Source organism: Shewanella waksmanii (assembly GCF_043643685.1).
GTDB classification, from domain to species: Bacteria; Pseudomonadota; Gammaproteobacteria; order Enterobacterales; family Shewanellaceae; genus Shewanella; species Shewanella waksmanii_A.
In genome coordinates this window covers 50,925-75,377 of the sequence record NZ_JBHZSN010000007.1, presented here as the reverse complement: position 1 = coordinate 75,377, position 24,453 = coordinate 50,925, and the positions used below count along the sequence as shown (strand labels likewise).

Genomic DNA, 24,453 nt, shown 5'->3' with positions numbered 1-24,453 from the left:
CCTTTAATGATTAACGCGCAGTATTACTTATCTGCGTTGGCGACTTCAACTCTGCTCTTAAGCTTCTGTCCTGGACGGAAAGTCACCACGCGACGAGCTGAGATCGGGATATCTTCACCTGTTTTAGGGTTTCTTCCCGGTCTTTGATTCTTGTCCCTTAGGTCAAAGTTGCCAAAGCCAGATAACTTGACCTGCTCACCACTTTCTAACGCTTGACGAATTTCTTCGAAAAACGACTCAACCATCTCTTTTGCTACTCGTTTATTAATTCCAAGTGTTTCAAAAAGATGCTCTGCCATTTCGGCTTTGGTAAGTGCCATACTTTTAATCCCTCAACAATGCGTTGAACTCTGACTTGAGTTCAGAAACTACCTTATCTACCATCTCAGCAATTTCTTTTTCTTCAAGTGTACGAGTGTTGTCTTGTAGTGTAAGTGCGATCGCCAGACTCTTTTTGCCTGTTTCAACACCTTTACCTTGGTATACATCGAACAAGTTTAAGCCAACCAACTGATTTTCGCCAACTTTTCTTATCAATTTTACAACATTACCTGCAGAAACACTGTCATCAACTACGATTGCGATGTCTCGGCGGTTTGCTGGAAACTTAGATACAGTCTGGGCTTGCGGCAAACTTGCATGTAATAAAGCGTCTAATTCAAGCTCAAAAACGATGGTCTTTCCATTTAGACCAAAAGGCTTTTCAAGTGATGGATGAACCGCACCAATGACACCAATTACTCGATCATTTCTTAATATTTCAGCACATTGCCCAGGGTGAAGCGCTGGGTGTGTTGCTGATCTAAAAGTAAATTCTTGTTCTGAAACTGTCAAGCCGATAATTGCTTCAAGGTCGCCCTTCAAATCGAAGAAATCAACTGTTTTAGCATCCATTGACCAGTGTTCATCGTTTTGAGTACCTGAAATCACCGCACCTAACATCGCTTGTTGGCGAACATTAGAATCAGCCGTCTCATCAGGAACAAAACGCAGACCTGTTTCAAATAAGCGCACCCGACTTTGTTGACGGCTTTGGTTATAACCCACTGCGCCCAATAGTCCGGTAAACATTGACAAACGCATCGCTGACATTTCGACAGAAATTGGGTTTGGCAACACCATCGCTTCTTGCTCAGGATGTACTAAAGCCTGCAATTTAGGGTCAACGAAACTATAGGTCACAGCCTCTTGGAAACCACGGGCACCAAGCATGCTGCGAACGCGGCGCAAGCTAATGTCTGACTCTTTGTGATCTGGCATGCTAAGTGAAGCAACAGGCGCTACGTTAGGAATGTTGTTGTAACCGTAGATGCGGGCAACTTCTTCGATAAGGTCTTCTTCAATGGCCATATCAAAACGGTAAGTTGCAGTAGTCACTTTCCAGCTGTCTGCAGATGCTTCTACGCTGAAACCTAGACGAGTTAAGATCTCCGAGACATCTTCATCGCTGATATGATGGCCCAAAACGCGATCTAGCTTGCTACGACGCAATACAATATCGGCAGGTTTTGGTAGGTGCTCATCGGACTTAGACTCGACAACTGGCCCAGCTTCACCGCCACAGATATCAAGAATTAGACGAGTCGCACGATCAATCACTTTATGTTGCAGTTCTGGATCAACACCGCGCTCAAAACGATGCGAAGAATCAGTGTGTAACCCTAGGCGACGAGATTTGCCCATAATGGCAAGTGGTGCAAAGAATGCACACTCAAGCATAATATCTTGAGTTTTATCAGTCACACCTGAAGCTTCACCACCAAACACACCGGCTAACGCCAACGCATTTTGCTGATCAGCAATCACTAACGTGTCATCAGGGACGGTGATTTCGTTACCATCAAGTAATGTTAGCTTCTCTTTACCATCAGCTAAACGAATAGTGATGTCGCCATTTAAGGTTGCTAAATCGAATGCATGCATTGGCTGACCGTATTCAATCAACACATAGTTAGTCACATCGACAATCGGGTCGATTGAACGAATACCACTACGACGCAATTTTTCTTGCATCCAAAGAGGAGATTGCGCATTCAGGTTAACGTTCTTCACCACGCGACCTAGATATCTTGGGCAAGATGCTGGCGCTTGGTTATCAATCGCAATCACATCATCAATCGTTGCCGTTACCGCTTCCCACGTTGGCTCAGTAACGCTGTGACGGTTTAACACTCCCACTTCACGGGCTAAACCAACCATACCAAGACAATCAGCACGGTTCGCTGTTAAGTCGACATCAATCACAGCATCTTCAAGATCGAGATACTCGCGAATGTCTTGACCAATCGGTGCATCGCTTGGCAATTCAATAATGCCATCACTTTCAATATCAATGCCTAGCTCACCGTATGAACACAGCATGCCAAACGATGGCTGACCACGTAGTTTGGCTTTCTTGATTTTAAAATCGCCAGGTAGCTTAGCGCCGACCATTGCCACAGCAACTTTAAGCCCTTGACGGCAGTTAGGTGCGCCACAAACGATATCGATTAATTCTGCTTCACCTACGTTGATTTTCGTCACACGTAGTTTGTCTGCGTCTGGATGTTGTCCACACTCAACCACTTCACCCACAACCACACCACTGAAGGTGCCAGCAACTGGGTCGACACCATCAACCTCAAGGCCGGCCATGGTGATTTGATGAGAAAGCTCATCGCGAGTAACTGATGGATTGACCCACTCGCGGAGCCAAGATTCACTAAATTTCATGCTAATACTGCTCCGCTATTTGAATTGCTTGAGAAAACGTAGGTCGTTCTCAAAGAATGAACGTAAATCATTTACGCCATAGCGCAACATTGATAACCGCTCAACACCCATACCAAATGCAAACCCTTGATACTTTTCAGGGTCAATGCCGACACTGCGCAACACGTTTGGATGAACCATGCCGCATCCAAGCACTTCTAGCCATTTACCATTTTTACCCATCACGTCGACTTCTGCAGACGGCTCAGTGAACGGGAAGTAAGATGGGCGGAAACGAACCTGTAGGTCTTCTTCGAAGAAGTTACGTAAAAAGTCGTGCAAAATGCCTTTTAACTCTGCGAAGTTAACATTTTCGTCAACCAATAGGCCTTCTACCTGATGGAACATCGGTGTATGAGTTTGATCATAATCATTACGATAAACACGGCCTGGAGAAATAATGCGAAGCGGAGGTTGCTCCGTTTCCATGGTACGGATCTGCACGCCAGAGGTCTGAGTACGCAGCATGGTTTTAGGATTAAAATAGAAGGTATCGTGATCCGCACGAGCAGGATGATGCTCAGAGATATTCAACGCATCGAAATTATGGAAATCATCTTCAATTTCTGGGCCCTGCTTAACGCTAAAACCTAACTCACCAAAGAAAGTTTCAATACGTTCGATAGTACGAGTGACTGGGTGTAACCCACCATTGTCAATGCGACGTCCCGGCAGGGTGACATCAATACTCTCTGCCGCAAGCTTAGCTTCTAATTCAGCCGCTTTGAGTTTCTCTATGCGCTGTGTCAATTGCTTTTGAACAGCTTGTTTAGCTTGGTTGACAGCTTGACCAAATGCAGGCTTCTCTTCTGCACTTAGTTTCCCCATCATCTTCATCATGTCAGTAATTTTACCTTTTTTACCTAGGTAATCGACACGAATCTCATCGAGGGATTTTAAATCATTTTCCCTTTCGATAGCCTCCAAGGCCTGTTCTACGATCTCTGTTAAGTTTGACATCATCTCTTCCAGTGCGTTTGGCCTAGCTTTTTAGGCCATGGCGTTCATTGCTAGCTATTTATCTTACGAAAATAGAAAAAGAGACAAATTTTACGTGAGCTAAGCGATTTTGACTAGGGGTAATTGTTTCTTTTTTACCACAAAAAAGCCGATTCTCGTTTGCTGCGGCATAATTGAACAACCTTCGACTTAGCTTGCAGTATTTCTCGCGGTCTGAGGATTTGCGGTATACACTCTGGCAGATAAAAATTACAACAATGCAACCCTACCAGCACAAATAAGCAACAGTTAAGTAAAAGATCACGCTATTTTAATTAAGTTGTGTGAACTTCAACCGATAACAACACAGACAAGCAATGAAAAAGCTAGCCGTAATAGAGAATAAACTATGAAAGAAGTTAAATTTCGCTGGATAGACCAATACCTTATCCATCTTACGTTGAAAGCCAAATTTACCATTTTGGCAATACTACCGATCATCACCCTAATAGGTTTATCAGTGGTGTTGTATAGTCAATTTTCCAATAAACTTGCATTAAGCCATGAACGTGCTGCGCTTGATCATGCTAATCAAATGGTCCAAGTCGCCAATGTCGGCTTGCAATATATCGACAGCGACAAACAACAGCAGTACATCGCCAGTCTTCAAAATACCGGATTGGTATCTTCAACCCAGCAACTGTCATCAACATTACAACAAGCACAGCGGCAGCAAACCGCTGTACAGCAAGGTGCTAACCAAGTTGTTGTTAGTGACAATTTAAATGGTTTATCGGCAACGCTAACGGTGAGCGCCTCAAACCAAGTGTTAGCAGAGTCACGTACCATAGTGCTAGTAACACTTGGTGTGTTAATTTTTATTGTATTGCTGATTAGCTATTACATCTCAACCTTTGTCGGTGGCGCCTTATACACCAACGTAATGGCACTAAAACGTGCAGCAGATGGCGATCTGACCGGTAGACTTAACTTTTTCGAAGTCAAAGATGAGTTTAGTATTTTGGCGATTAGTATCGACACCTTAGTGGAGCGTCAGCACACGTTAGTGAAACGACTCACTCAAGCCAATGATCAAATTCGTCAAGTCGTACAAGATTTTCGCCATACCGCAGAAGATGGTCAATCTCTTGCCGCGAATCAACGTTCACACCTTGACTCCCTTGCCACCGCCATGGAAGAGATGACGGCAGCAGTCAAAGAAGTGGCACGTAATGCAGAACAATCATCACTTGAAACCCAAGAAGCAAATAATCAAGTCGATAAAGGTGCCAAAGACATCGCCACCACCGTTGATGCTATTGGGATCTTATCTAATGAGATTGAAGATGCATCTAACGCGGTGACAACACTTAATGAAAATGCCGCTAAAATTGATGAAGTGGTGACAACCATTAATGCCATTAGTGAGCAAACCAACTTGCTAGCACTTAATGCGGCGATTGAAGCGGCCCGTGCAGGTGAGCAAGGACGAGGCTTTGCCGTGGTAGCTGATGAAGTTCGAACTCTAGCGGGTCGAACCCAAGAGGCCACTGTAGAAATTAAGGCAATGATCGAATCATTACAAACGGGCTCTCAAAACCTCACCCACGTGATGAAACGCACCGTAGATAAGGCAGAAGAAGGCAAAAAGCATGTCTTAAATACGGGCGATGATTTGACTGCAATTTCACACCACAGCAGTAAGGTTTATGACATGAGCGTGCTCATCGCAACGTCTGCTGAAGAGCAATCGGCAGTCGCCAATGAAATTGCTAGCAACTTGATGGAAATCCGCAACCAGTCCCATAACGTTGAGCAGTCAGCCAACCAGTCTGTTTCTGGTTGCGATGAGCTGCATGCCACTGCAGAAGAGCTTGATCAGTTACTGGTGGGGTTAAAAATCTAATCCAGAATCGTTTTACATCACTTAAAAGGAGCTTCGGCTCCTTTTTTATTAGTTTAAAATAAACAACAGTTTAATGATTGTTAAATTTGTTCTATGGTAATAGTCTCTTTAGTCAAACTCGCTTGGACACCGCAGTACCTATGGGAAAAACCAAAGAAACCAGTGTTTTGTCTAGTCACCACCATTGGTTAAATAGCTTACCTTTTAAGCTTTCTGTTATTCAGTTTGCGGTAGCCATTGTGATTATCGCAACCAGCATGTGGTTAATTTTTTCCATAGAAACCAAGCACCACATGGAAACAGAACACACCATTAGCCAAACGAAAGGCCAAGCTATCGTTGCCCAAGCGCAGCAAGATGTGGCAAAAATTGAAAGCTTAGCGTTAGCCATAGGCAGTATTGGTGAGACGTATCAGCATCGCAGTGTGGAAATTGCCAATGTTGTACCACCGATGCTAGATATCAACCACTATCACAACCTCATTGTCGGTGGCGGCGTGTGGCCAGAGCCGGGGGCTTTTGACTCTAATAAACCAAGAGATAGTTACTTTTGGACCCGCACGGACGATCAACAGTTAGCGAGAGTGTATAGCTATAACGAAGATGGCGAGCGCTACCAAGATGAAGCTTGGTATAAACCAACCCGATTTATCCCACACGGCAGCGCATATTGGTCGCCCGCGTACATAGACCCACACACTCAAGAAACCATGGTCACGGCCTCAGCGCCGATGTGGAGAGAACATGAATTTATTGGCGTATCCACTGTAGATATTCGCCTCAGTGCCATCAATCAGTTCTTCAATAGTGCAGACTTCACCGCCAATGCCGGCGGTTATGTGTTTGTGTTAGATAGCTTAAATCAGTTGCTGTCTTACCCCAGCAGTGCTGATGCAACTGAGCAGGCTGATCATCAAGACGGTTTTCTTGCCAAGCCGTTTACCACCTATGCCGCTAAATACCCAGAAATGGAGGCCATTAACGAAGCGATCGCCTTAGCTGATGCGGATTTTATCAAACGCTCAGAGCAATCTCCTTTGTATCAAGCGGAGCAGCTCGATGGCCTATTTCAAGAGCTAAACCGAATTCAACGTATCAAGCTATCGGCGATTATCAACGCCAACACCAATCGCAGTGAAACCAGCACCAAAGTTGGTCAAGCATTTACCTTAGTTCATGATCCATTTTTAAATGAGTCAGCATTAGTCACACTCTTTGTGATGCCCAAAACCCATTGGAAGGTGGTACTGGTTACGCCCATTTCAACATTGTCTGCCCAGGCTAACTCAGTGGCGATGAAAATTGGCCTGTTTTTGTTACTGTCACAATTAGCGGCCTTGTTTATTTTATTTGTCAGTCAACATAGGTTATTTGTCAAACCTGTTGCAGTTATGGCCACCAGCCTAGATGAAGGTAATACTGCACAGCTTGAATTAGACGCCAATACCCGCAAAGATGAGATCGGTAAACTTGCCAGGGCATTTATCGCTCGCAGCCATCAGCTTGAGGTCGCTTATGCGAGTCTAGATGCCAGTAATCTCGCCCTAGAGCAGCAACTGGTGGTACAAAAACAAGCACAACAAGCGCTTAAAATTAAAGAATCTGAACTTAGTGCCCTACTCAATGCATCTCAAAATCTAATCTGTATTAAAGATGTCGACGGTAGCTATAACCTGGTCAATGATAAGTTTTGTGAAGTTATCGGTATTGAAAGAGACAAGCTCATTGGTCTGCGGGATATTGATATCTATCCCCCACATATCACCGAAATTGTCGCACACCATGATGGTATTGTTTACGGTACTGATAAACCGCAGTGTTTTGAGCAACCAATACCGACTCCACATGGCGAACAGATTTATCTTGTGTCCAAGTACCCTATTAGTAATGCGGAAGGAATGGTCACATCAATTGGTGCGATGGCGATCGATATCAGCCACTTAAAATCGTTACAGGCCGAACAAAAAGAAACCATAACCTCGTTAAAAACCCAATTAACCCAGGCCCATGAGTCGCAAGTCATACAACGTCAGGCCTTGGATAATGCCACCGAGCTGCAAGAGCAGCTTAATCAGCAATTGGCGCATACCCAGCAGCTCGCTAAGGTCTATCAGCAAAACCAAGCACTCTACCCGCAGTTTATTGATAATGCCTTATTAGCGCTAGCCAATATTCAAGAGAAGTTGTTTACCCAATTAAACCAACCGGTTTCTGAGCCCCATGATGAAGCCCAGTTTGCACAGTTACTGGCAGAGCAAACGGACAAGTTGCGTCACTTACGCCAACTGCTCGGTCATGCAACTGAAGGCAGAGTCATTAGGCTGTCGCAATTTATCATGCACTTTGATGCGATAATGACGCCTAACTTAGCTGAGAAGAATATCGCCTTATCGATTAATACTGAAAATACCAAGCAAGTGCAGCTACCTCCGCTCGCTTTACTACAGGTATTTTTTGGCTTATTACACAACACCGCCTCTCGAGCATTTGATCCCACTCAAATGCCCAAAGACGCTGCAATCAGTATGTCAGTGAAGGTCGACAATCAAAAAATAATCATCAATATACGCGACAATGGCGTTGGATTAGAGCAGCAACAACTCGCCAAGCTCAATGAAATGATCACCCAGCAGTCCGGCAGCGGCACGCTTTATGAGTTGGCATTTTGGTTAAATACAGAGTTTGATGGGCAACTCACGGTCAGCAGTGAACAGCACAAATTCACCGAGATATCGTGCCAGTTACAACTAGCACACTTTGGTTAACCGCAACAAGCACATAAAAAAGCCAGCTAAATGACGATTTAACTGGCTTTTATTTTAGGCTTTTATGAGCTAGGTAACATTGATTGCACCAAGCATTTTATGCTTCATTATAAAAGCGATGCTATGGCTGGCCGCTATAGCATCGCGCGGCCTTGGTGCTACCTTGGTACTTACTTCATATCGACGTCTACAAGATAATGGCCTTGTAGCCAATTACGTCCAATCAGCAGCTTATAGCTCATTTTACTGCGGTCACGTAAGTTAACTTTTACCTTGTACTCTTCACCAGGCTCACCAATATTTAGCTCCACCATATAGCGAATTTCACTGCCCTGGGCATTACGAATCAATGAAGTTTCAACAATCATCGCTTCTACACGTTTTGACTCACCTTTCTCATTTTCGGTGGTAAAGCTAATCATTTTACCCACATTAGCTTCCATATCTTCAACACCATCTTTAATCGATAAATCAAGTGCATGAAGTGAGTTTTCTACCGCACCGGTATCAATTCTCGTGCTGTATACAAGACCGGTTTCTACAATGCTAATTGGGGCAACGGGACCAATTAATTTCTTTTCAGATACATCAACAATATAGTTACCTTTTAGCCAGTTTCGACCAATCAGCAATTTGTAATCCATATGGCTGCGGTCACGTAAATTCACTCTCACCGTGCGTTTGTCGTCATCATAACCAATCTCTAAATCAACCATATAACGGGTTTCACGGCCTTGAGAGTTGCTTACCGTCGAGGTTTTAACAATTTTCGCACTCAAGCGCTTACGTTCGCCGGCGGCATTCTCAGTGGTAAACCAAACGGTTTTACCGATATTGTCTTTCATTTTCTTGGCACTGCCACCTTCGATTTCGATATCAAAGGCATGCAAAGAGGTATTGACCGCACCGGTATCGATACGTGCTTCATATTCCAATCCTGTTTGCACAACTTGCATATGAGCGGTCGGGCCAATAAGCGCCTTATCTTGTGCCCAAAGTGGAGATGAGAAAAGTAATACCAATAAACCGAGCTTTCTTAGCATAATTGACCTAATGAGTTAATTAACAGATTGAACACCTAAAGCGGGTAGCTTCAAGCGTCATGATTGCATATCCATTGATAGGCTTGTTGGGCTTTACCTGTGGCAAAAACTTCCACAGGACACGGCATCATCATCGCTAATGTATTAGCAGTCCCTATCGCCTGTTTGTTATCAGAAATGATGACAACTCTAGAAATATCAGTCAAATGAAATAATGCTAATGTGGCCTCTTCCCATAAAGAGCCTAACGTCATACCACAAAAGTCTTTATCAAACTCGTACCAAATTTTAACCGTTGCAAAACGTTGTAAACGCTGTTGAACTTCTGACAACAGTTGGTGAATATCGTCACTGTTTACAGTATTTGATAATTTAACTGCAACAATGTTTTCTGAAAATCCATTTAACAACATCAACATATAATGTCCTCCTCAGCCAAGTTTATACCAATCGGCATAAGAAAGTGATCTATTCAGAGCTATTTTTGGCAAACTAGTTCGAGATGAATAACTTAAGTATTAGTGGTTCTATTAGGAAGTTATTCAACGAAGAAGTAGGCAGCCAAAAAACGCCCAAAAGGCGAGTTTTAGCACTTCTGATACTGTGTAAACGAACTTGAACGTAGAGTCACTATGCCCTTCATTCGTTGCAAGCCACATGGTCTTGACTGTTCCTGACAGTCATAAGACATTTCCTCCATCCCTGGAGGTCAGATGTGGTAAATGTCATTAATGCACGACTATAGAGATATAGGAGGTAGAGTAACGCAGGAGCAGTTACCGAGGAGCAATTAATGACCTTGTCTCAGAAGCGCTAAACTCTCGCTGAGCGACCACATCTTTATGCAAATTTGTATTAGTAGAGAAAGAGCAAGATAAATAGCAATAGTAGCCCGGCAGTGCAAATACAGTGCAATAGATGCGGTTGATATTGGTGTTGAGCGCGAATGCAATGTAAATGGTGAGAAAACTGCACTGCTAACCAAACCACAATAAACGGCACAAATGGCAAGGACACCATCATGGGAAAAAATCCCCAGCCGAGATCTTTGGCATTATAGCTAAACACATAAAGCGCACAGCCAAACAGCATTAACAGCAAATAAATGCCGAAATGGACTAGATAGCGTGCGGTTCGATGAGTTTGCATATTAAGCCCTAATTGGTTGCTAAATAAACCTTAGGACTAACTGCTAGGTAGAACAATAACTGACTTGTAAAATACTGTAACTATTTATAAATTTACGCAGTCAACTTGGCAATTTCTTGGTCAAATAAGTTTTTTATCAGGCCTGAGAATTCAGTGATAAATAAGGTTTGTTCCGATGTCGCTTTACGATTTGCCACGTTAGCCAAAATCTCTTCTAAATCATAAACAATCGCATCGATTTCGCGGATCACATGATTACGCTGCTCAAAGTTCAGTGACGGGTTTTGACCGCATACCATAATAATTTGTGCAGATAATTGCTCTTCAAACAGCTCCATAACGGTTTCATCTGAAGCACTGCTCGCACCGGGCGTCTCAAAAATGCCCAAATGTTCAGTTAAATACTGAATGAGGTGCATGTAGCCATCTTTATCTGTAACCATTGTTAACCTTTTATACTTTATGATTAGGCACAGCAAGCCTGTGCCTAACGTCAATCATTGGCGCATTATGGAGCAGAAAATCATCACTGTCCTTTGCCCAAATCAAGTTTTTACAACTACTGGGTCAATTTTAGAATAAAACTGACCGGCACCGCATAACTAATCACTGGTAAGCCAGCAATATCACGTAGCTTATCAATTCCTTTCGTTAAATCAAAATCACCCGCATTGACAATTAATGGCCCGTGACTGACAACCATTAACTCGTTTTTCTTAAGCTTGGCTACCAATACCTTCATCGGCATCTGTTTAGATTGCCCGTGAAGATCGATTTTGGCATCAACAGTCATCGACATGGTGTCACCGACGGCCATTGCATCAACCTTGGCTTTATCTACCGTAGCACTGAGGGCCAATGTAGGATATTTAGCGACCTCAAATAGAATATCTTTAACGCGAGTATCTCTAATTTCAATGTTGGTTGATACACTGCTTAATGCAATATCCAGTGCAAAGCTACCACTATCACTGAGTTGACCAGACACCTTACTAAAACTATTTACCTCTGCAACATTACCCTTTTTAGTGGAAATGAAGTTAACCGATGAATCCTGGCTATCAACATTCCATGGCGCAGCAAGCGCACCTGAAGACAGCATCAAGAGCGCAGAGCCTAGTATCAATTTGTTCATGTCAGCTTTCCTTATTTTCCATGCCGATTAATCAATTAAGTCGTTGCTAATCTTTGCAAGTTAGGTGATGCGTTAACGACTGTCAACATACAAAAAAGAGCCCTAATAAGGACTCTAATTTGTTAGTACAATTAAATTATGGTGCTAATCTGCTAATTGACCAAGTTTCATGCTGCTTTTGGTATAGAAAGCGGTCATGAAGGCGATATTCGCCGCCTTGCCAGAATTCGATACTGTCTGGACGGACAAGGTAACCGCCCCAAAACTTAGGCAGTGGCACTTCACCTTGGCTAAATTTTGCTTTCATTTCAGCAAACTTGGTTTCTAGCGCTTGCCTCGCTGAGATCTTACTCGACTGTTTCGACACCCAAGCAGCAATCTGGCTTTCTTTAGGACGTGTCATGAAATACTTAACGACTTCAGCAGTCGATAAGGGCTCAGCATGTCCAGTAATTGCAACTTGACGTTCCAAGCTATGCCAAGGGAACAACAAGCTCACTTTACTATTTTGCTCGATATGTTGCGCCTTTCTGCTTTCAAGGTTAGTAAAAAACACAAAGCCATTTTCGTCAAAGCGCTTCAACAACACTATGCGTTGAAATGGTTGCCCTTGGGCATCAACCGTTGCCACCGACATTGCGGTGGGATCCGGTATCACTTCAGCATCACGCACTTGTTCTAACCATTTTGCAAATAACGCCATTGGCTCTTCTGGTAAATCTTGTCGATTTAACCCACCTAAGGTGTATTCACGTCGAATATCACTCAGTTTAGACATCTACCATCCCTATCTAGTCTTACTTAGCTTAAGCAACCCGCTTATTTGATAAGCCCTTTGCCATCAGCCCACACATGCAGCATTTCTAGTCCTAAAGTCGCGCCAGCCAAGGCGGTAATTTCCGCACTATCATAAGCCGGTGCAACTTCCACTACGTCCATGCCCACAATATTCATGCCGCGCAAGCCACGAATAATCTTCATCGCCTTATCACTGGTTATGCCACCGCAAACAGGTGTGCCAGTACCTGGTGCAAATGCAGGATCTAAACAGTCGATATCGAAGGTGACATACAAGGGCATATCACCTACTCGCTGCTTAATTTGCGCAACGATCTCATCTGCTGACATATCATTAGCGCTGGCAGCATCAATCACTTTAAACAGGTGATTTGCTGTGTCATATTCTGTGCGAATACCAATTTGCAATGAATGCTCAGGGCTAATAATGCCTTCATTGGGCGCATGATAAAACATGGTGCCATGGTCATATTTACTGCCCTGACTGTAAGTGTCAGTGTGGGCATCAAAATGCAGTAACGCCATTTTGCCGTGCTTCTTATAGTGCGCGCGCAGCAAAGGCAAAGTGACAAAATGATCACCACCGAAACTCAACAGGCCTTTACCTGATTCCACAATCGCAGTCGCAAAATCTTCAACTCGCTGGGTAAAGTCCGCCGCATCGCCACAGTCATAAACCAAATCACCGGCATCAACCACCTTAATATGATCGCTGAGGGTGAAATCCCACGGCCAACGTGTTTCTTCCCAAGCTAGGTTTACTGAAGCTTGTCGAATCGCACCAGGCCCCATACGGCCACCAGAGCGACCCGTGGTTGCCATATCAAAAGGTAAGCCTAATACCACAACATCGGCATCACTTTTTAACGGTGAAAAGTCCAGTGGTAGTCTTAAATAACCAAAAGCATTTGAATACAATGAGTAATCTGGCTTATCGTTTAGCGTAGTCATATCTTCTCCATCCACTTTAACCCCTTAGTTCAGGCTAAAGCGTTTCGCAACACAGGCGAATGTCATTACGTTGATAATGGTTGAACTGTACAGTATCGTGCTGTTCACTAACAATAGAACATGTTGAGTGACTTGCCTCTGCAACATGGTGTTCAACGGGTTGCTGGTTAACAGCAATGACGTCCCAGCTTTCAGGCTTAAACAAAGACAGCATAGCTGCTGTGAGCTGTTTAAGTTTTTGAGGCGACATAATATTTGTTTCAAAACTCACATAGGAATGATTTACCTGCGGCGTAATATGCACGGTAAAATACTCCTGTTGATAAACACCATTTACCGAATAGCCAAACGGGGTAAATAGGTGATCATCGAGTGTAAACTCTGGCAATAATGTCTGAAAATTTAACAGCGTTCTTACTTGTAATTTCGTGATCGATGATTGCCGAAGTCGTTCAGTGACGTCAGCATCAAGGTGGTGCATGAGTAACTCATAAGTTGCCGGTGCTGCACCATGGTGGTTATCACCATAAGCCAAAAACAGATAGTGGTGATGGCTATCTATATGCCCTACCCGGTAGCCTTTACCATCAATGACCTGCCGCAATAAGCTCAGCTCCTGATCAAAACTGGCTAAACTCGCTTGATAGCGATACTCATTTTTTCGCTGGTAACTGGCCACAGCAACTTGTGACTGACCCAGCGTTTCAATCAACTTGATTAAACATGGACTTAGGGAAGTTTCGCCACAAGTTAGCATGCGTACGCGATGATCCCAGACAAATAGACTGGACTCACTGAGGATAAAAGCAATACAAGTATCATGATGCTCAACAGACAGGATTTCTGCACCGCAACTTGCCACTAATGTTTGCCAAAACACTAAAGGCCGCTCACGCAAGCCCCTAGCACCTGCCTGCAATGAGACATCAATGATTTTTTCAGAACCTTCAAACATCGTGGTTGTGATGTGTACCTAATGAGATAAGGCCACAGGGTAATACTGTGGCGCTATCATATTAATTAACGGTCAAACTTAAGAGAAATCCTCAAGATAGGTGTAGCCTTTTAGGCCCACTTGAAGCTCTTCTAAAATACTTGCCCGCTCTGATTCATCAATATGCTGGTTAACCAACTCTTCATAGGTTCGCATAAAGGAAACTGCGTCAAGGTTAACGTAACGCAGTACATCCGCTACGGTATCACCTGCCAGCACAGATTCAATGTTAACAAGGCCTTCATCATCAAGGCGAACGACTGCTGAATTGGTATCACCAAATAAGTTATGCATGTCACCCAAAATCTCTTGGTAAGCTCCCACTAGGAAGAAGCCAATTAGATAGGGGCTTTCAGCACTCCAAGCTGGCACAGGTAATGTCGTTTCAATACCTTGACCATCCACATACTGATCGATTGCACCATCTGAGTCACAAGTAATATCTAACATTACCGCGCGGCGCTCAGGCTCCTTATCCAACCCGGTTAACGGCATCACCGGGAATACTTGCTCAATACCCCATGCATCCGGTAAGGACTGGAACAACGAGAAGTTGACAAAGAACTTATCAGCCAATTTTTCATTTAATTCATCAATCACTGGACGATGGAAGCGGTATTTACCACTCATCACCCCTTTGAGTTCATAGCAAACTCGTAAATTAATTTGTTCTGCCCACGCACGCTCTGCCAGGCTCATTTGTCCTAGTGCAAACATAGAATGCACTTCGGCCAAATCGCTTTGACAGTCGTGATACACCTCAATAAGCGCACGCTGATCGGCACGGGCACTGACTTCATTCCACGATTGCCACATATTCTGCAATAGCTGAGGTGCGTCCTCTGCTGGGGCTTGAACAGCCTCAGGGTGATACGCTTCGGTACCAATCACATCGGCTATCAATACCGCATGGTGCGCTGTTAGATAACGCCCAGACTCAGAAATCAACCTTGGCATAGGCTGCTCATACTCATTACAAATGTCAGTGAGCACACTAACAATGTTATTAGCGTATTCAGTCAAACCATAGTTCATCGAGTTACTGCTTTGGCTGCGAGTACCGTCATAATCAACCGCCAAGCCACCACCAACATCGAAGCACTTAACATTCGCGCCAAGTTTTTGCAGTTCGCAGTAAAAACGCCCCGCTTCGCTGACACCGCGGCGAATATCACGAATGTTGGCAATCTGCGAACCCAAGTGGAAATGCAGCAGTTGCAAACAATCCAACATGTCATTGCTTTTAAGTGACTCAACAACAGTTAGCACTTGTGCAGCTGAAAGACCGAATTTGGACTTCTCACCACCACTTGCTTGCCATTTACCTTTACCTTGGAACGCTAGACGCACACGCAGGCCAAGACGCGGCGTAACGCCCAGCTTCTTGGCTTCGGCGAGAATTACCTTTAGCTCTGACAGCTTTTCTAGCACGATGTAAACTTTATGGCCGAGCTTTTCACCAATCAATGCTAGACGAATATATTCAATGTCTTTATAGCCATTACAAATAATCACCGAGCTGGCTTTTTGCGCCATGGCTAAAACAGCCATAAGCTCTGGCTTAGAGCCGGCCTCTAATCCAAGTTGCGGGACTTCTTTAGCCACTTGGCTCGCCAAGATCTCTTCGACTACGGTCTGCTGCTGATTAACCTTAATCGGGTAAACAAGCAAATAGTCTGATTGATACTCATAGCGTTGAATAGCTTGGTTAAATGCATGGCATAAACTATTTACTCTGTGGTGCAATATTTGTGGAAATCGCACTAACACAGGTAAATTCACACCGGACTTAACCATATCTTTGGCAAGTTCATTTAATCCAATACAATGATCTGGGTGATTAACATCAGGCGATACGGTAACCTCCCCTGATTCACTAATCCCATAAAGCCCTTGGCTCCAGTAATTTACATTGTATCCAGCGTATGCATCTTTAATAGACCAATTACTCATCTTTTCTCAACCTGTCTATTGAAAATCAATCAGGCTATAACAGCCCGCACGTTAACCTAGCAGTCGCTATCGCAACCCACTACGTTGTATTAACCATAAAAGAACCATATTACACCCACGGCTATTCGCCAAACTTTTATCGCAAATTCAACCGAAATATGTGCTTATTTCATAGCATCCCTATGAAAAGGCGCGCAATTAAACATCCTAAACAGCTTAAAATCAAGCGTTAAATTCACAATATTTGTTACCCAATCAACTCACGTGTGAGGCCGCTAAACCAATCCTGTTTAATGACTAGCTCTAACTCCCCGTTCTAGCGGGTCGTTGCTGCAGTTGCTGGACTCTTCTGCCAGCAATGTGCACTTGATTAAACGGTGGTTTAATAAGCACGCTATACCGTAAACTTGCTGCCTAAATTAAAGCGGTTTTAACCAGGAGTGTCCATCCGAGCAACATCTACAACGCTAGACCAACACGCCCTAATCTAACAAACATCAAATTACCCTCAGAGTTTGTCTATTCTTTAAAACATAAAACACAAAACAGCTACAGCATCTTGCAACGATATCCACTATAATCAGCCACGAAAATAACCGCAGTGAAAGAGAGCATCATGGTACAGATAGGTAAGAAGTGTACACTAGACGTGGTCAAACAAGTCGACTTTGGGGTGTATTTGAACGCCCATGACTTAGGCCAAGTTTTGTTACCCAACAAAGTAGTTCCCAACGGCTGTCAAGTTGGCGATAAAGTCGATGTATTTCTATACCTTGATTCAGAAGATATGGTCATTGCCACCACAAAGATGCCTCAAGCTCAAGTTGGTGAATTTGCTTACTTAAAAGCTGTGGCAACTGGCCCTTACGGCGCTTTTTTAGATTGGGGCTTAGAAAAAGACCTACTGCTGCCTTTTTCTGAGCAATTAAGGGAAGTGGAAGTCGGCCGCTCCTATTTGGTCCACATCTACCGTAATAGCGCCGATGAGCGTATTGTCGCTTCAACCAAGCTGGACAAATTTTTAGACCTTACTCCGCCTCCATACAAGAATGGCCAAGAAGTCAGTTTAATTATTGGTGGCCGTACCGATTTAGGTTACAAAGCCATTATTGATCATAGCCACTGGGGCGTGATCTACAATAATGAGGTGTTTCGCACGCTAAAATTTGGTCAGCGTCTTAAAGGCTTTATTAAACGTGTTCGTACCGATGATAAAATCGATTTGATTCTGCAGCGTGGTGTTAAGCAAGAACTGGATAAACATGCCACCAGCATCATCTTTAAACTCAAGCAAGCTGGCGGCTTTTTACCACTTAATGATAAAACCGATGCCGATATTATTTATGCACAACTTGGCATGAGCAAAAAAGCCTTCAAAAAGAGCATTGGAGGCTTATACAAAGGTAAACAAATCTCAATTGATGTTGACGGGATCCGCCTGCTTGATTAGCTAATGCTGGTACGTTGATTAAGAGTTATTCATCAAGATAATGGTATTGGCATTTTGATGTTGATTAAAAGCTTAGCTTTGATATAACAAAGCTAAGCTTTTTTATTGGGATAGACGAATGATTGCCTTAACTGCAAATGAAGCCAGAGTCATTGGCTGCTTATTAGAAAAAGAGAAGACCACACCTGAGCAATATCCACTATCACTCAATGCCCTAACCCTGGCTTGTAACCAAAAGTCTAGCCGCGATCCCGTGATGGCTTTAGATGAATCACAAGTCCAAGAGACAATCGACAGCTTGAGTAAAAAACGCTTGGTTGCAGACCAAACAGGGTTTGGTTCACGGGTGACCAAATATACCCATCGATTCTGCAACACCGAATTTAGCGCCTTGCAGTTAACCGCAGGTCAAGTTGCGATTATCTGCTTATTACTGTTGAGAGGTCCGCAGACAGCGGGAGAGCTGCGTACTCGCAGTAATCGTTTACATCCGTTTAATGATGTCGCAGAAGTCGATAGCGCCCTTGAGCAATTAGCTAGCCTAGAGACCCCCTTGGTCAAACAACTACCAAGAGAGCCAGGCAAACGTGAAAGCCGCTTTACCGAGCTAGTTTCCGAAGTCGGTCAGGCGCAACAGACAGCCCCAAGCTCTCCGGCAGCCACAACGACGCCACATGCTGATGATACACTCGCAGCCCGGGTTAGTGCCCTTGAAGTGGAAGTTGCGGAGCTTAAATCACAACTACAACAACTGCTTGAATAAACTCAGTTACAACTTTTTTATTGGTTAGCATTTCTTAACCTACAAGAAATGCTAGTCTAACCTGAGCCAAAGCTGACCTAATAAGGAATTCCCTTGCAAAGTAATGCACCTGTAAATACTGCAGCAAACGCCAATAATGGCAATACACAAATAGTGAATACTGCGCTGCTGGCCAAACATGAGTTGACCAAAATTCTATTTAATCGTCGAGGTGTGATAGCACTTGTCGCTTTTGCGTTAGTTTGGGGGCTGATTTTATGGTACCCAATTCGCAAAGCTTCAAGCTTCCTGCTTGATCCAAACTTTAAACAACTGGTCGCCAGCGTATTTGGTGAAGCAACAGTTGGAAACTTATTTGAATGGCCCGTTGCAGAAATGGCAGTCTTTTGGGTAGCGGCACTGTATCTGTTTCCACTTTTTAGTATTTTTGTATGCGCAGATCAGTTTGCCTCAGATAAGGCCCGTGGCACATTTAGGTTTATTACCCTTCGTGTTGGCCGAGATGCCTTGTTCTTTGGCCGATTCAGCGGCTATATGCTGATTCAAATGATACTTGTCGCCATTACTGTTTTAGCAACGCTAGCTTTAGCCGGTAGCCGAGACGCCAGTCAGCTCGGCGCAGCATTAACTTCTGCAACATTGGTATTTATTAATATCAGTATTATTTTACTGCCCTACACGGCAATGATGGGCTTACTTTCTTTGTACGCAAACTCAGCCCGACAAGCGACTATTTTCGCCATTCTATTCTGGGCCATCAGTTCTATCGTCATAGCCATGATTGGTCATTATCTGCCTATGCTAAGTGAAGCATTACAATGGATTCTGCCCGGCGCTCAAATTTCACTGATGATAAATACCCAAGGTATGGGCACACTTGCCTACGCCCTTATTCCAATCATACAAGCAGTTGTACTGCTGTTTATTGGCCGAAGCTATATGATTAGGAGTTCACTGTAATGCTAATAAGTTGCAATAACCTAAGCAAAAAATACGGTAGCAAGCTGGCACTTAATGATGTTTCACTGTCTCTGCAAGCTGGTGCACCTATCGCCCTTGTTGGGCCCAATGGTGCCGGTAAAACCACGCTATTTTCTTTATTATGTGGCTATATTCTTCCCACAAGTGGCACTGTCGATATCATGGGGCACCCACCGGGTAGCAAAGCTTTATTTGGCCAAGTCGCGGCACTGCCGCAAGATGCACAACTTGATCCTTCATTAACCATAATCAGTCAGTTAACTTTATTTGCACAACTACAAGGCCTCAATAGTAAGCAAGCTAAACAAGAAGCACTGCGCGTCTTAGGCCTAGTTGATTTGGCACACGTTGCTGAACAAAAGCCACATTCCCTAAGCCATGGTATGAGTAAGCGAGTATCAATCGCACAGGCGTTAATAGGCTCCCCAAAGTTAGTGTTACTTGATGAGCCTACAGCGGGACTCGACCCTGCCAATGCCAAAGCAGTAAGAGAATTAGTACAGCAACAATCCACCAATACCACCTTTATTATCAGCTCCCATAATCTCGATGAACTTGAGAAGCTATGTGATCAGGTGTTATATCTTGACCAAGGGCAGCTTGGGCAATCAGTATCGATACAAAATGAGCTCAATGATGACTATCTTACCCTCTCGATGCAGTCCTGTGACAATCACCAATTCATAGAAAAAATCAACATGATAGCCGGTGTAAAGTCAATCGATAATAAGCAGGCTAATGAGTTTGTTATTCATTATGATCAAGGCATAAATCAACAATTAGAAATCAGTCTGTTTAATATGTTTGCCGAAAATGATTGGCAATATAAGGCGCTAATTAAAGGACGTACATTAGAGGACAAACTGTTCTCATAATGGTGCTGTTTATATTATTAAAATAGCAGCTTGATTCATTAAAAAAGCAGGTGTTAACACCTGCTTTTTTGGCTGCCTACTTCTTCGTTGAATCACTTCCCAATAGAACCACTATTACTTAAACACTCTTTAAAATAAGCAAAAAAAAGAGCTGCGATATTTCGCAGCTCTTCGGAATCTTTTCGAATATAGCGTTAAGCTATATTAAGGCAAGCTTAGATAACAGTTACGTTCTCAGCTTGTGGGCCTTTTTGACCTTGAGTAACGGTGAAAGAAACTTTCTGACCTTCGTCAAGAGTTTTGAAGCCGTCTGAGTTGATCGCACGGAAGTGTACGAAAACGTCTGGGCCAGACTCTTGCTCGATAAAACCAAAACCTTTGTCAGAGTTGAACCACTTAACAACGCCAGTAACTTGAGACATGATATAAATCCTGTAACTTAAATAAAATAAAGCCATAATCGGCAGTAGAGCTGGAAAATGCCGGTATTACTTATGTTAACAGGACGAACGGATCGTATTGAACACATAAAAATAAGCCCAACCTTCAAGCTGCACTAACTATAAATCATTCTGCCCGTATGTCAACAATCATTTCGTATGATGAAACAGACTTTTTTTACTTAAATTTCTGTCAGTTGGTGAAACTTTTAACCCGAAAAAAAATTACTAAAAACTGAGATTTTACTCAATTATGAAAAATAGACTGGCTAAACAACTGATTACCTACTAAATAGCCTTAAAAACTTCTATCTTAAAGTCCAATTGGCAGCTGATCCCCTGCTCAATCAGGGTTTGCTTCTGCTCCGCTGTGAGCTTCCAACTGTAAGGCGTCATGTCTAAAAAGTGCTTAATGTCGTTGCTCTTTGACAAAATTAGCTCGCTGACAAGATTTTCACCATGTATAAGCTCAAAACCTTCGATAGCACTTGGGCTATCAATGTGCAGTTTAGGGTTATCGTAAATTAGCTCTTTTAACATGAAGTGGTGCATTGGGCCTGCCGACACAGTGATTAAGATACCGGCTTCTTTAGCCACACGTCTCAGCTCCTTGTCTAACGAAGGCGCATAAATACGTAACATGAAGTCAAAACTGCCATTGGCAAAGGGCATTTCAAAACTACTGGCAACGCAAAAATCAATGTCTTTGTATCGTTTAGAAGCATATTTTAACGCCGACTTTGAAATATCAACACCATGCAATGTAAAGCTGTGATGCTCATTGAGTACGCGATGTAAACGGTGGCTGTAATAGCCCTCACCACAGCCGATATCTAATCCGGCGCTTGCCCCCGCAGCATATTGACGAGCCAGCTCATTTACACGATCACTCAAATGCTGATAATACCCCTGAGTAAGAAACTCACGCCGAGCCAGCATCATCTCTTTATTATCACCAGGATCTTTTGAGCGCTTTTTTTGCACCGGCAATAAATTCACATATCCTTCTTTGGCGCAATCAAAACGATGATTGTTAGCACACGACCAAGTGCGCTCACTAAGTTGCAGCGGCAGCTGACATAAGGGGCAGTTGTAACTCATGATTATTCCAAACTAGCGAAGTGGTGAATTAGCTATTTTTCTCATCAGAAAGTAGGTTTTCCACCATGGCATTCATTTCTGGCGTAGACAATAACTGATAGTACTCAAGTTTACGATATAAACTTTCATCAGTGATAGATTGATTGGCACTATATTGCCAGTTGTTTCGCTCAACCGCCTGTTGATACTGTTGAGATAGCCATTGTTTTTTACGTTGCAATTGCGCATCAATACTGGCGATTTGTTTCAATTGCTCTGTGGGCCGAGTGTTACTATGATCTTGTAACATCAAGCCAAGATCAGCACACACCATATCTATTTCACTTAACGCCAACAACAATTGCTCAGTATTGGCATGATAATCATTGACACGACTTAATACCGCTTTAGCTCGGCTTAGCTCTTTTTGCCCGGCAAATAGGCGCATATCATTTTCAAGCGGAATAAGTTGCCAACCTTGCTCAAAACCAGCAATCACCATTAAGCCAGATGGCTCACTTACCACACTGATACCAATGCCTTGACGCAGCATCTGTAAACAAAACAATGGCGAGCGACCCAGTTCACTAAATAGCCGCCAACCTTGACCAATGGTGCGAGTTAATACCTGTGTAGAATTGCCATTTGGCAACACCTTGTCTGACCATAGCGCTGACTTTTCACACTCAACGAGCGCTAAATAAGGATGCATGCGGACCAATATTGCCGTTGAGGTGTCATTATTTTCAACGATAACAAACTCAGCAAGATGACCATTTAACGCCTCTAGCATACTTAAATCATCCACAGTTTCAGGTAACCGCAGTATAAAACTCGATGTTTGACTAAATTTTATGATTCTAGGCGTGGTTAGCGTTGGCTCAAACATAGGCAATATTTATTAGTATTATCAAACAATTGTACCTATTAAAGGAAAAAACTGCCAGCGTAAAAATACCTGTCCCCAAGACAATTTTTACCATGACGCCTAAAGCTAAAGGACACTCATACATAGCGGTGTTATGATAAGGCTCATAGACAACAAATAGTTAGAATTCCATGGCTTCCACACAGCAAGAAACCATCTTTTGGCACGACTATGAAACTTTTGGTGCCAATCCTGCCAAAGATAGGCCCTCACAGTTTGCAGGCGTTAGAACCGATTTAGACTTGAATATCATTGAAGATAGCGTCACTTTTTACTGTAAAGTCGCTAATGATTACTTACCACAACCAGAGGCAATTTTAGTTACCGGTATTACTCCGCAACTGGCCAACCTTAAAGGCACGGTTGAGCCTGAGTTTATCCAGAAAGTACATCAGCATTTTAGCGTAGCCAATACCTGTGTTGCTGGCTATAACTCGCTGCGATTTGATGATGAAGTCACCCGCTACAGCTTATATCGTAATTTTTACGACCCATACGCGCGCGAGTGGCAAAATGGCAATAGTCGCTGGGATATTATCGATTTAGTGCGCGCATGCTACGCGTTTAGACCCGAAGGGATAGTTTGGCCAGAAAAAGCCGACGGCAGTCCAAGTTTTAAACTTGAAGATCTAACCAAAGCCAATGGGTTAAGTCATGAGAACGCCCACGATGCGATGTCAGATGTCTATGCCACTATCGATATGGCCCGCTTAATTAAGCAAAAGCAGCCTAAACTTTATGAATACTATTTCTCTTTACGCCGTAAAGCTGAGGTCAACAAACAGATCGATGTACTTAACATGCAGCCACTTGCGCATGTCAGCTCAAAAATCAATGCAATGCATGGTTGTACTACATTAATCGCCCCTGTCGCTCACCATAGCCAAAATAAAAATGCCGTTATTTGTGTCAACTTAGCTATGGATGTCTCCCCATTAATTGAGCTTAGTGCCGAAGAGATCCGCGAGCGAATGTACACAAAGCGCAGTGAATTAGCCGAAGATGAACTGCCAATTGGCCTAAAGCAATTACACGTCAACAAGTGCCCATTTATTGCGCCAGCTAAGTCACTGACCGACGAAAATGCACAACGACTTGATATCGATAAAGCGTTTGCTAGGGATCAATATAAGCGCTTAAGACAACATCCTGAGATTAGAGAAAAACTGGTAGCAGTGTTTGACGTTGAGCATAATACTGGCAGCCAAGATCCGGATCTGCAGCTGTATAGCGGCGGCTTCTTTAGCCAAGCAGACAAAAATAAGATGGAAATCATTCGTCATACTCAGCCGAAAAATTTAGCCGCTTTAGCGCTGGACTTTGACGACCCACGTCTTGATCAGATGCTGTTTAGGTACCGAGCTCGTCATTATCCAGAAACATTAGACTATGATGAACAGCTGCGCTGGCGAGAATATTGCCAACAAAAGCTTAATGATCCCGACTATATGGTGAGATTGGAAAATTTGCTCAACGAAACCGCTGAAGATGAATCGAAGCAAAAACTGCTGACGGCACTTTGTCAGTACCTAAGAGATTTGTAATTTAATTT

22 protein-coding genes are annotated in these 24,453 nt (G+C 43.4%); 7 read left to right on the top strand and 15 right to left on the bottom strand.

Features of this window, described 5'->3' with window-relative positions:
• Positions 1-23 precede the first annotated feature (23 nt).
• Genes ihfA through pheS form a run of 3 tightly spaced genes read right to left on the bottom strand, consistent with a single transcriptional unit; the run spans position 24 to position 3,711 of the window.
• Positions 24-320: an integration host factor subunit alpha gene (gene ihfA / locus ACHUFW_RS12515; RefSeq protein ID WP_394203507.1), complete on the bottom strand. Its 297-nt coding sequence runs from the start codon at positions 318-320 to the stop codon at positions 24-26.
• A gap of 4 nt (positions 321-324) precedes the next feature.
• Positions 325-2,712, bottom strand: coding sequence for a phenylalanine--tRNA ligase subunit beta (gene pheT, locus ACHUFW_RS12510; protein ID WP_394203505.1), 2,388 nt, complete (start codon positions 2,710-2,712; stop codon positions 325-327).
• Positions 2,713-2,727: 15 nt separating this feature from the next.
• Complete coding sequence (pheS, locus tag ACHUFW_RS12505) at positions 2,728-3,711, bottom strand: phenylalanine--tRNA ligase subunit alpha (RefSeq protein WP_394203503.1); 984 nt, start codon at positions 3,709-3,711, stop codon at positions 2,728-2,730.
• Positions 3,712-4,099: 388 nt separating this feature from the next.
• Between pheS and ACHUFW_RS12500 the strand changes: the two genes are divergently transcribed.
• Positions 4,100-5,596, top strand: coding sequence for a methyl-accepting chemotaxis protein (locus tag ACHUFW_RS12500; RefSeq protein ID WP_394203502.1), 1,497 nt, complete (start codon positions 4,100-4,102; stop codon positions 5,594-5,596).
• Between the two features lie 140 nt (positions 5,597-5,736).
• Positions 5,737-8,361, top strand: coding sequence for a PDC sensor domain-containing protein (locus ACHUFW_RS12495; protein ID WP_394203501.1), 2,625 nt, complete (start codon positions 5,737-5,739; stop codon positions 8,359-8,361).
• 170 nt (positions 8,362-8,531) lie between these two features.
• Here ACHUFW_RS12495 and ACHUFW_RS12490 read toward each other — a convergent pair whose 3' ends face one another.
• The 9 genes from ACHUFW_RS12490 to speA all read right to left on the bottom strand — a co-directional run bounded on the left by ACHUFW_RS12490 (position 8,532) and on the right by speA (position 16,384).
• Positions 8,532-9,404 carry a putative ATP-dependent zinc protease gene (locus tag ACHUFW_RS12490; RefSeq protein ID WP_394203500.1) on the bottom strand — a complete coding sequence of 291 codons (873 nt, stop codon included), beginning with the start codon at positions 9,402-9,404 and terminating at the stop codon, positions 8,532-8,534.
• Positions 9,405-9,454: 50 nt separating this feature from the next.
• Positions 9,455-9,823, bottom strand: coding sequence for an STAS/SEC14 domain-containing protein (locus ACHUFW_RS12485; RefSeq protein WP_394203499.1), 369 nt, complete (start codon positions 9,821-9,823; stop codon positions 9,455-9,457).
• Between the two features lie 436 nt (positions 9,824-10,259).
• Positions 10,260-10,553, bottom strand: coding sequence for a hypothetical protein (locus ACHUFW_RS12480; RefSeq protein ID WP_394203498.1), 294 nt, complete (start codon positions 10,551-10,553; stop codon positions 10,260-10,262).
• A 92-nt stretch (positions 10,554-10,645) separates the two neighbouring features.
• A complete protein-coding gene (locus ACHUFW_RS12475) occupies positions 10,646-10,996 on the bottom strand; it encodes a DUF3802 family protein (RefSeq protein ID WP_394203496.1) in 351 nt (116 codons plus the stop codon).
• A 116-nt stretch (positions 10,997-11,112) separates the two neighbouring features.
• Positions 11,113-11,688 (bottom strand): YceI family protein, encoded by a 576-nt coding sequence (locus ACHUFW_RS12470; RefSeq protein WP_394203494.1) that lies wholly within the window; start codon positions 11,686-11,688, stop codon positions 11,113-11,115.
• Between the two features lie 136 nt (positions 11,689-11,824).
• On the bottom strand, positions 11,825-12,466 hold the full coding sequence (pdxH, locus tag ACHUFW_RS12465; RefSeq protein WP_394203492.1) for a pyridoxamine 5'-phosphate oxidase: 642 nt from the start codon (positions 12,464-12,466) through the stop codon (positions 11,825-11,827).
• 41 nt (positions 12,467-12,507) lie between these two features.
• Entirely contained in the window at positions 12,508-13,437 is a 930-nt protein-coding gene (gene speB / locus ACHUFW_RS12460; protein WP_394203490.1) for an agmatinase, read from the bottom strand.
• A gap of 34 nt (positions 13,438-13,471) precedes the next feature.
• A complete protein-coding gene (locus tag ACHUFW_RS12455) occupies positions 13,472-14,392 on the bottom strand; it encodes an adenosylmethionine decarboxylase (protein ID WP_394203489.1) in 921 nt (306 codons plus the stop codon).
• Positions 14,393-14,470: 78 nt separating this feature from the next.
• On the bottom strand, positions 14,471-16,384 hold the full coding sequence (gene speA, locus ACHUFW_RS12450) for a biosynthetic arginine decarboxylase (protein ID WP_394203488.1): 1,914 nt from the start codon (positions 16,382-16,384) through the stop codon (positions 14,471-14,473).
• A gap of 616 nt (positions 16,385-17,000) precedes the next feature.
• On the opposite strand from speA, the gene ACHUFW_RS12445 reads away from it, so the two are divergent.
• From ACHUFW_RS12445 to ACHUFW_RS12430, 4 genes are all read left to right on the top strand, one after another.
• Positions 17,001-17,834, top strand: coding sequence for a CvfB family protein (locus ACHUFW_RS12445; RefSeq protein WP_394203486.1), 834 nt, complete (start codon positions 17,001-17,003; stop codon positions 17,832-17,834).
• A 121-nt stretch (positions 17,835-17,955) separates the two neighbouring features.
• Complete coding sequence (locus ACHUFW_RS12440) at positions 17,956-18,597, top strand: YceH family protein (protein ID WP_394203731.1); 642 nt, start codon at positions 17,956-17,958, stop codon at positions 18,595-18,597.
• Between the two features lie 150 nt (positions 18,598-18,747).
• Positions 18,748-19,557: an ABC transporter permease subunit gene (locus ACHUFW_RS12435; RefSeq protein WP_394203729.1), complete on the top strand. Its 810-nt coding sequence runs from the start codon at positions 18,748-18,750 to the stop codon at positions 19,555-19,557.
• Positions 19,557-20,453: an ABC transporter ATP-binding protein gene (locus tag ACHUFW_RS12430; protein ID WP_394203484.1), complete on the top strand. Its 897-nt coding sequence runs from the start codon at positions 19,557-19,559 to the stop codon at positions 20,451-20,453. The genes ACHUFW_RS12435 and ACHUFW_RS12430 overlap by 1 nt, the downstream gene beginning before the upstream one ends.
• 215 nt (positions 20,454-20,668) lie before the next feature.
• On the opposite strand, the gene ACHUFW_RS12425 is transcribed toward ACHUFW_RS12430, so the two are convergent.
• From ACHUFW_RS12425 to ACHUFW_RS12415, 3 genes are all read right to left on the bottom strand, one after another.
• Entirely contained in the window at positions 20,669-20,875 is a 207-nt protein-coding gene (locus ACHUFW_RS12425) for a cold-shock protein (protein WP_028767115.1), read from the bottom strand.
• Between the two features lie 306 nt (positions 20,876-21,181).
• Complete coding sequence (gene rlmA / locus ACHUFW_RS12420; RefSeq protein ID WP_394203482.1) at positions 21,182-21,994, bottom strand: 23S rRNA (guanine(745)-N(1))-methyltransferase; 813 nt, start codon at positions 21,992-21,994, stop codon at positions 21,182-21,184.
• A 28-nt stretch (positions 21,995-22,022) separates the two neighbouring features.
• The gene (locus tag ACHUFW_RS12415) at positions 22,023-22,766 is read right to left on the bottom strand and encodes a hypothetical protein (RefSeq protein WP_394203481.1); all 744 of its coding nucleotides are present in this window, start codon (positions 22,764-22,766) and stop codon (positions 22,023-22,025) included.
• 266 nt (positions 22,767-23,032) lie between these two features.
• Here ACHUFW_RS12415 and sbcB point away from each other — a divergent pair, with 266 nt between their 5' ends.
• A complete protein-coding gene (gene sbcB, locus ACHUFW_RS12410) occupies positions 23,033-24,445 on the top strand; it encodes an exodeoxyribonuclease I (RefSeq protein WP_394203480.1) in 1,413 nt (470 codons plus the stop codon).
• The last annotated feature ends 8 nt before the right edge of the window (positions 24,446-24,453 follow it).

Excerpts from the sequence above, each read along its gene's own strand:
- ihfA (WP_394203507.1), bottom strand. The coding sequence starts at position 320 with ATGGCACTTACCAAAGCCGAAATGGCAGAGCATCTTTTTGAAACACTT.
- pheT (WP_394203505.1), bottom strand. The coding sequence starts at position 2,712 with ATGAAATTTAGTGAATCTTGGCTCCGCGAGTGGGTCAATCCATCAGTT.
- pheS (WP_394203503.1), bottom strand. The coding sequence starts at position 3,711 with ATGTCAAACTTAACAGAGATCGTAGAACAGGCCTTGGAGGCTATCGAA.
- ACHUFW_RS12500 (WP_394203502.1), top strand. The coding sequence starts at position 4,100 with ATGAAAGAAGTTAAATTTCGCTGGATAGACCAATACCTTATCCATCTT.
- ACHUFW_RS12495 (WP_394203501.1), top strand. The coding sequence starts at position 5,737 with ATGGGAAAAACCAAAGAAACCAGTGTTTTGTCTAGTCACCACCATTGG.
- ACHUFW_RS12490 (WP_394203500.1), bottom strand. The coding sequence starts at position 9,404 with ATGCTAAGAAAGCTCGGTTTATTGGTATTACTTTTCTCATCTCCACTT.
- ACHUFW_RS12485 (WP_394203499.1), bottom strand. The coding sequence starts at position 9,823 with ATGTTGATGTTGTTAAATGGATTTTCAGAAAACATTGTTGCAGTTAAA.
- ACHUFW_RS12480 (WP_394203498.1), bottom strand. The coding sequence starts at position 10,553 with ATGCAAACTCATCGAACCGCACGCTATCTAGTCCATTTCGGCATTTAT.
- ACHUFW_RS12475 (WP_394203496.1), bottom strand. The coding sequence starts at position 10,996 with ATGGTTACAGATAAAGATGGCTACATGCACCTCATTCAGTATTTAACT.
- ACHUFW_RS12470 (WP_394203494.1), bottom strand. The coding sequence starts at position 11,688 with ATGAACAAATTGATACTAGGCTCTGCGCTCTTGATGCTGTCTTCAGGT.
- pdxH (WP_394203492.1), bottom strand. The coding sequence starts at position 12,466 with ATGTCTAAACTGAGTGATATTCGACGTGAATACACCTTAGGTGGGTTA.
- speB (WP_394203490.1), bottom strand. The coding sequence starts at position 13,437 with ATGACTACGCTAAACGATAAGCCAGATTACTCATTGTATTCAAATGCT.
- ACHUFW_RS12455 (WP_394203489.1), bottom strand. The coding sequence starts at position 14,392 with ATGTTTGAAGGTTCTGAAAAAATCATTGATGTCTCATTGCAGGCAGGT.
- speA (WP_394203488.1), bottom strand. The coding sequence starts at position 16,384 with ATGAGTAATTGGTCTATTAAAGATGCATACGCTGGATACAATGTAAAT.
- ACHUFW_RS12445 (WP_394203486.1), top strand. The coding sequence starts at position 17,001 with ATGGTACAGATAGGTAAGAAGTGTACACTAGACGTGGTCAAACAAGTC.
- ACHUFW_RS12430 (WP_394203484.1), top strand. The coding sequence starts at position 19,557 with ATGCTAATAAGTTGCAATAACCTAAGCAAAAAATACGGTAGCAAGCTG.
- ACHUFW_RS12425 (WP_028767115.1), bottom strand. The coding sequence starts at position 20,875 with ATGTCTCAAGTTACTGGCGTTGTTAAGTGGTTCAACTCTGACAAAGGT.
- rlmA (WP_394203482.1), bottom strand. The coding sequence starts at position 21,994 with ATGAGTTACAACTGCCCCTTATGTCAGCTGCCGCTGCAACTTAGTGAG.
- ACHUFW_RS12415 (WP_394203481.1), bottom strand. The coding sequence starts at position 22,766 with ATGCTAGAGGCGTTAAATGGTCATCTTGCTGAGTTTGTTATCGTTGAA.
- sbcB (WP_394203480.1), top strand. The coding sequence starts at position 23,033 with ATGGCTTCCACACAGCAAGAAACCATCTTTTGGCACGACTATGAAACT.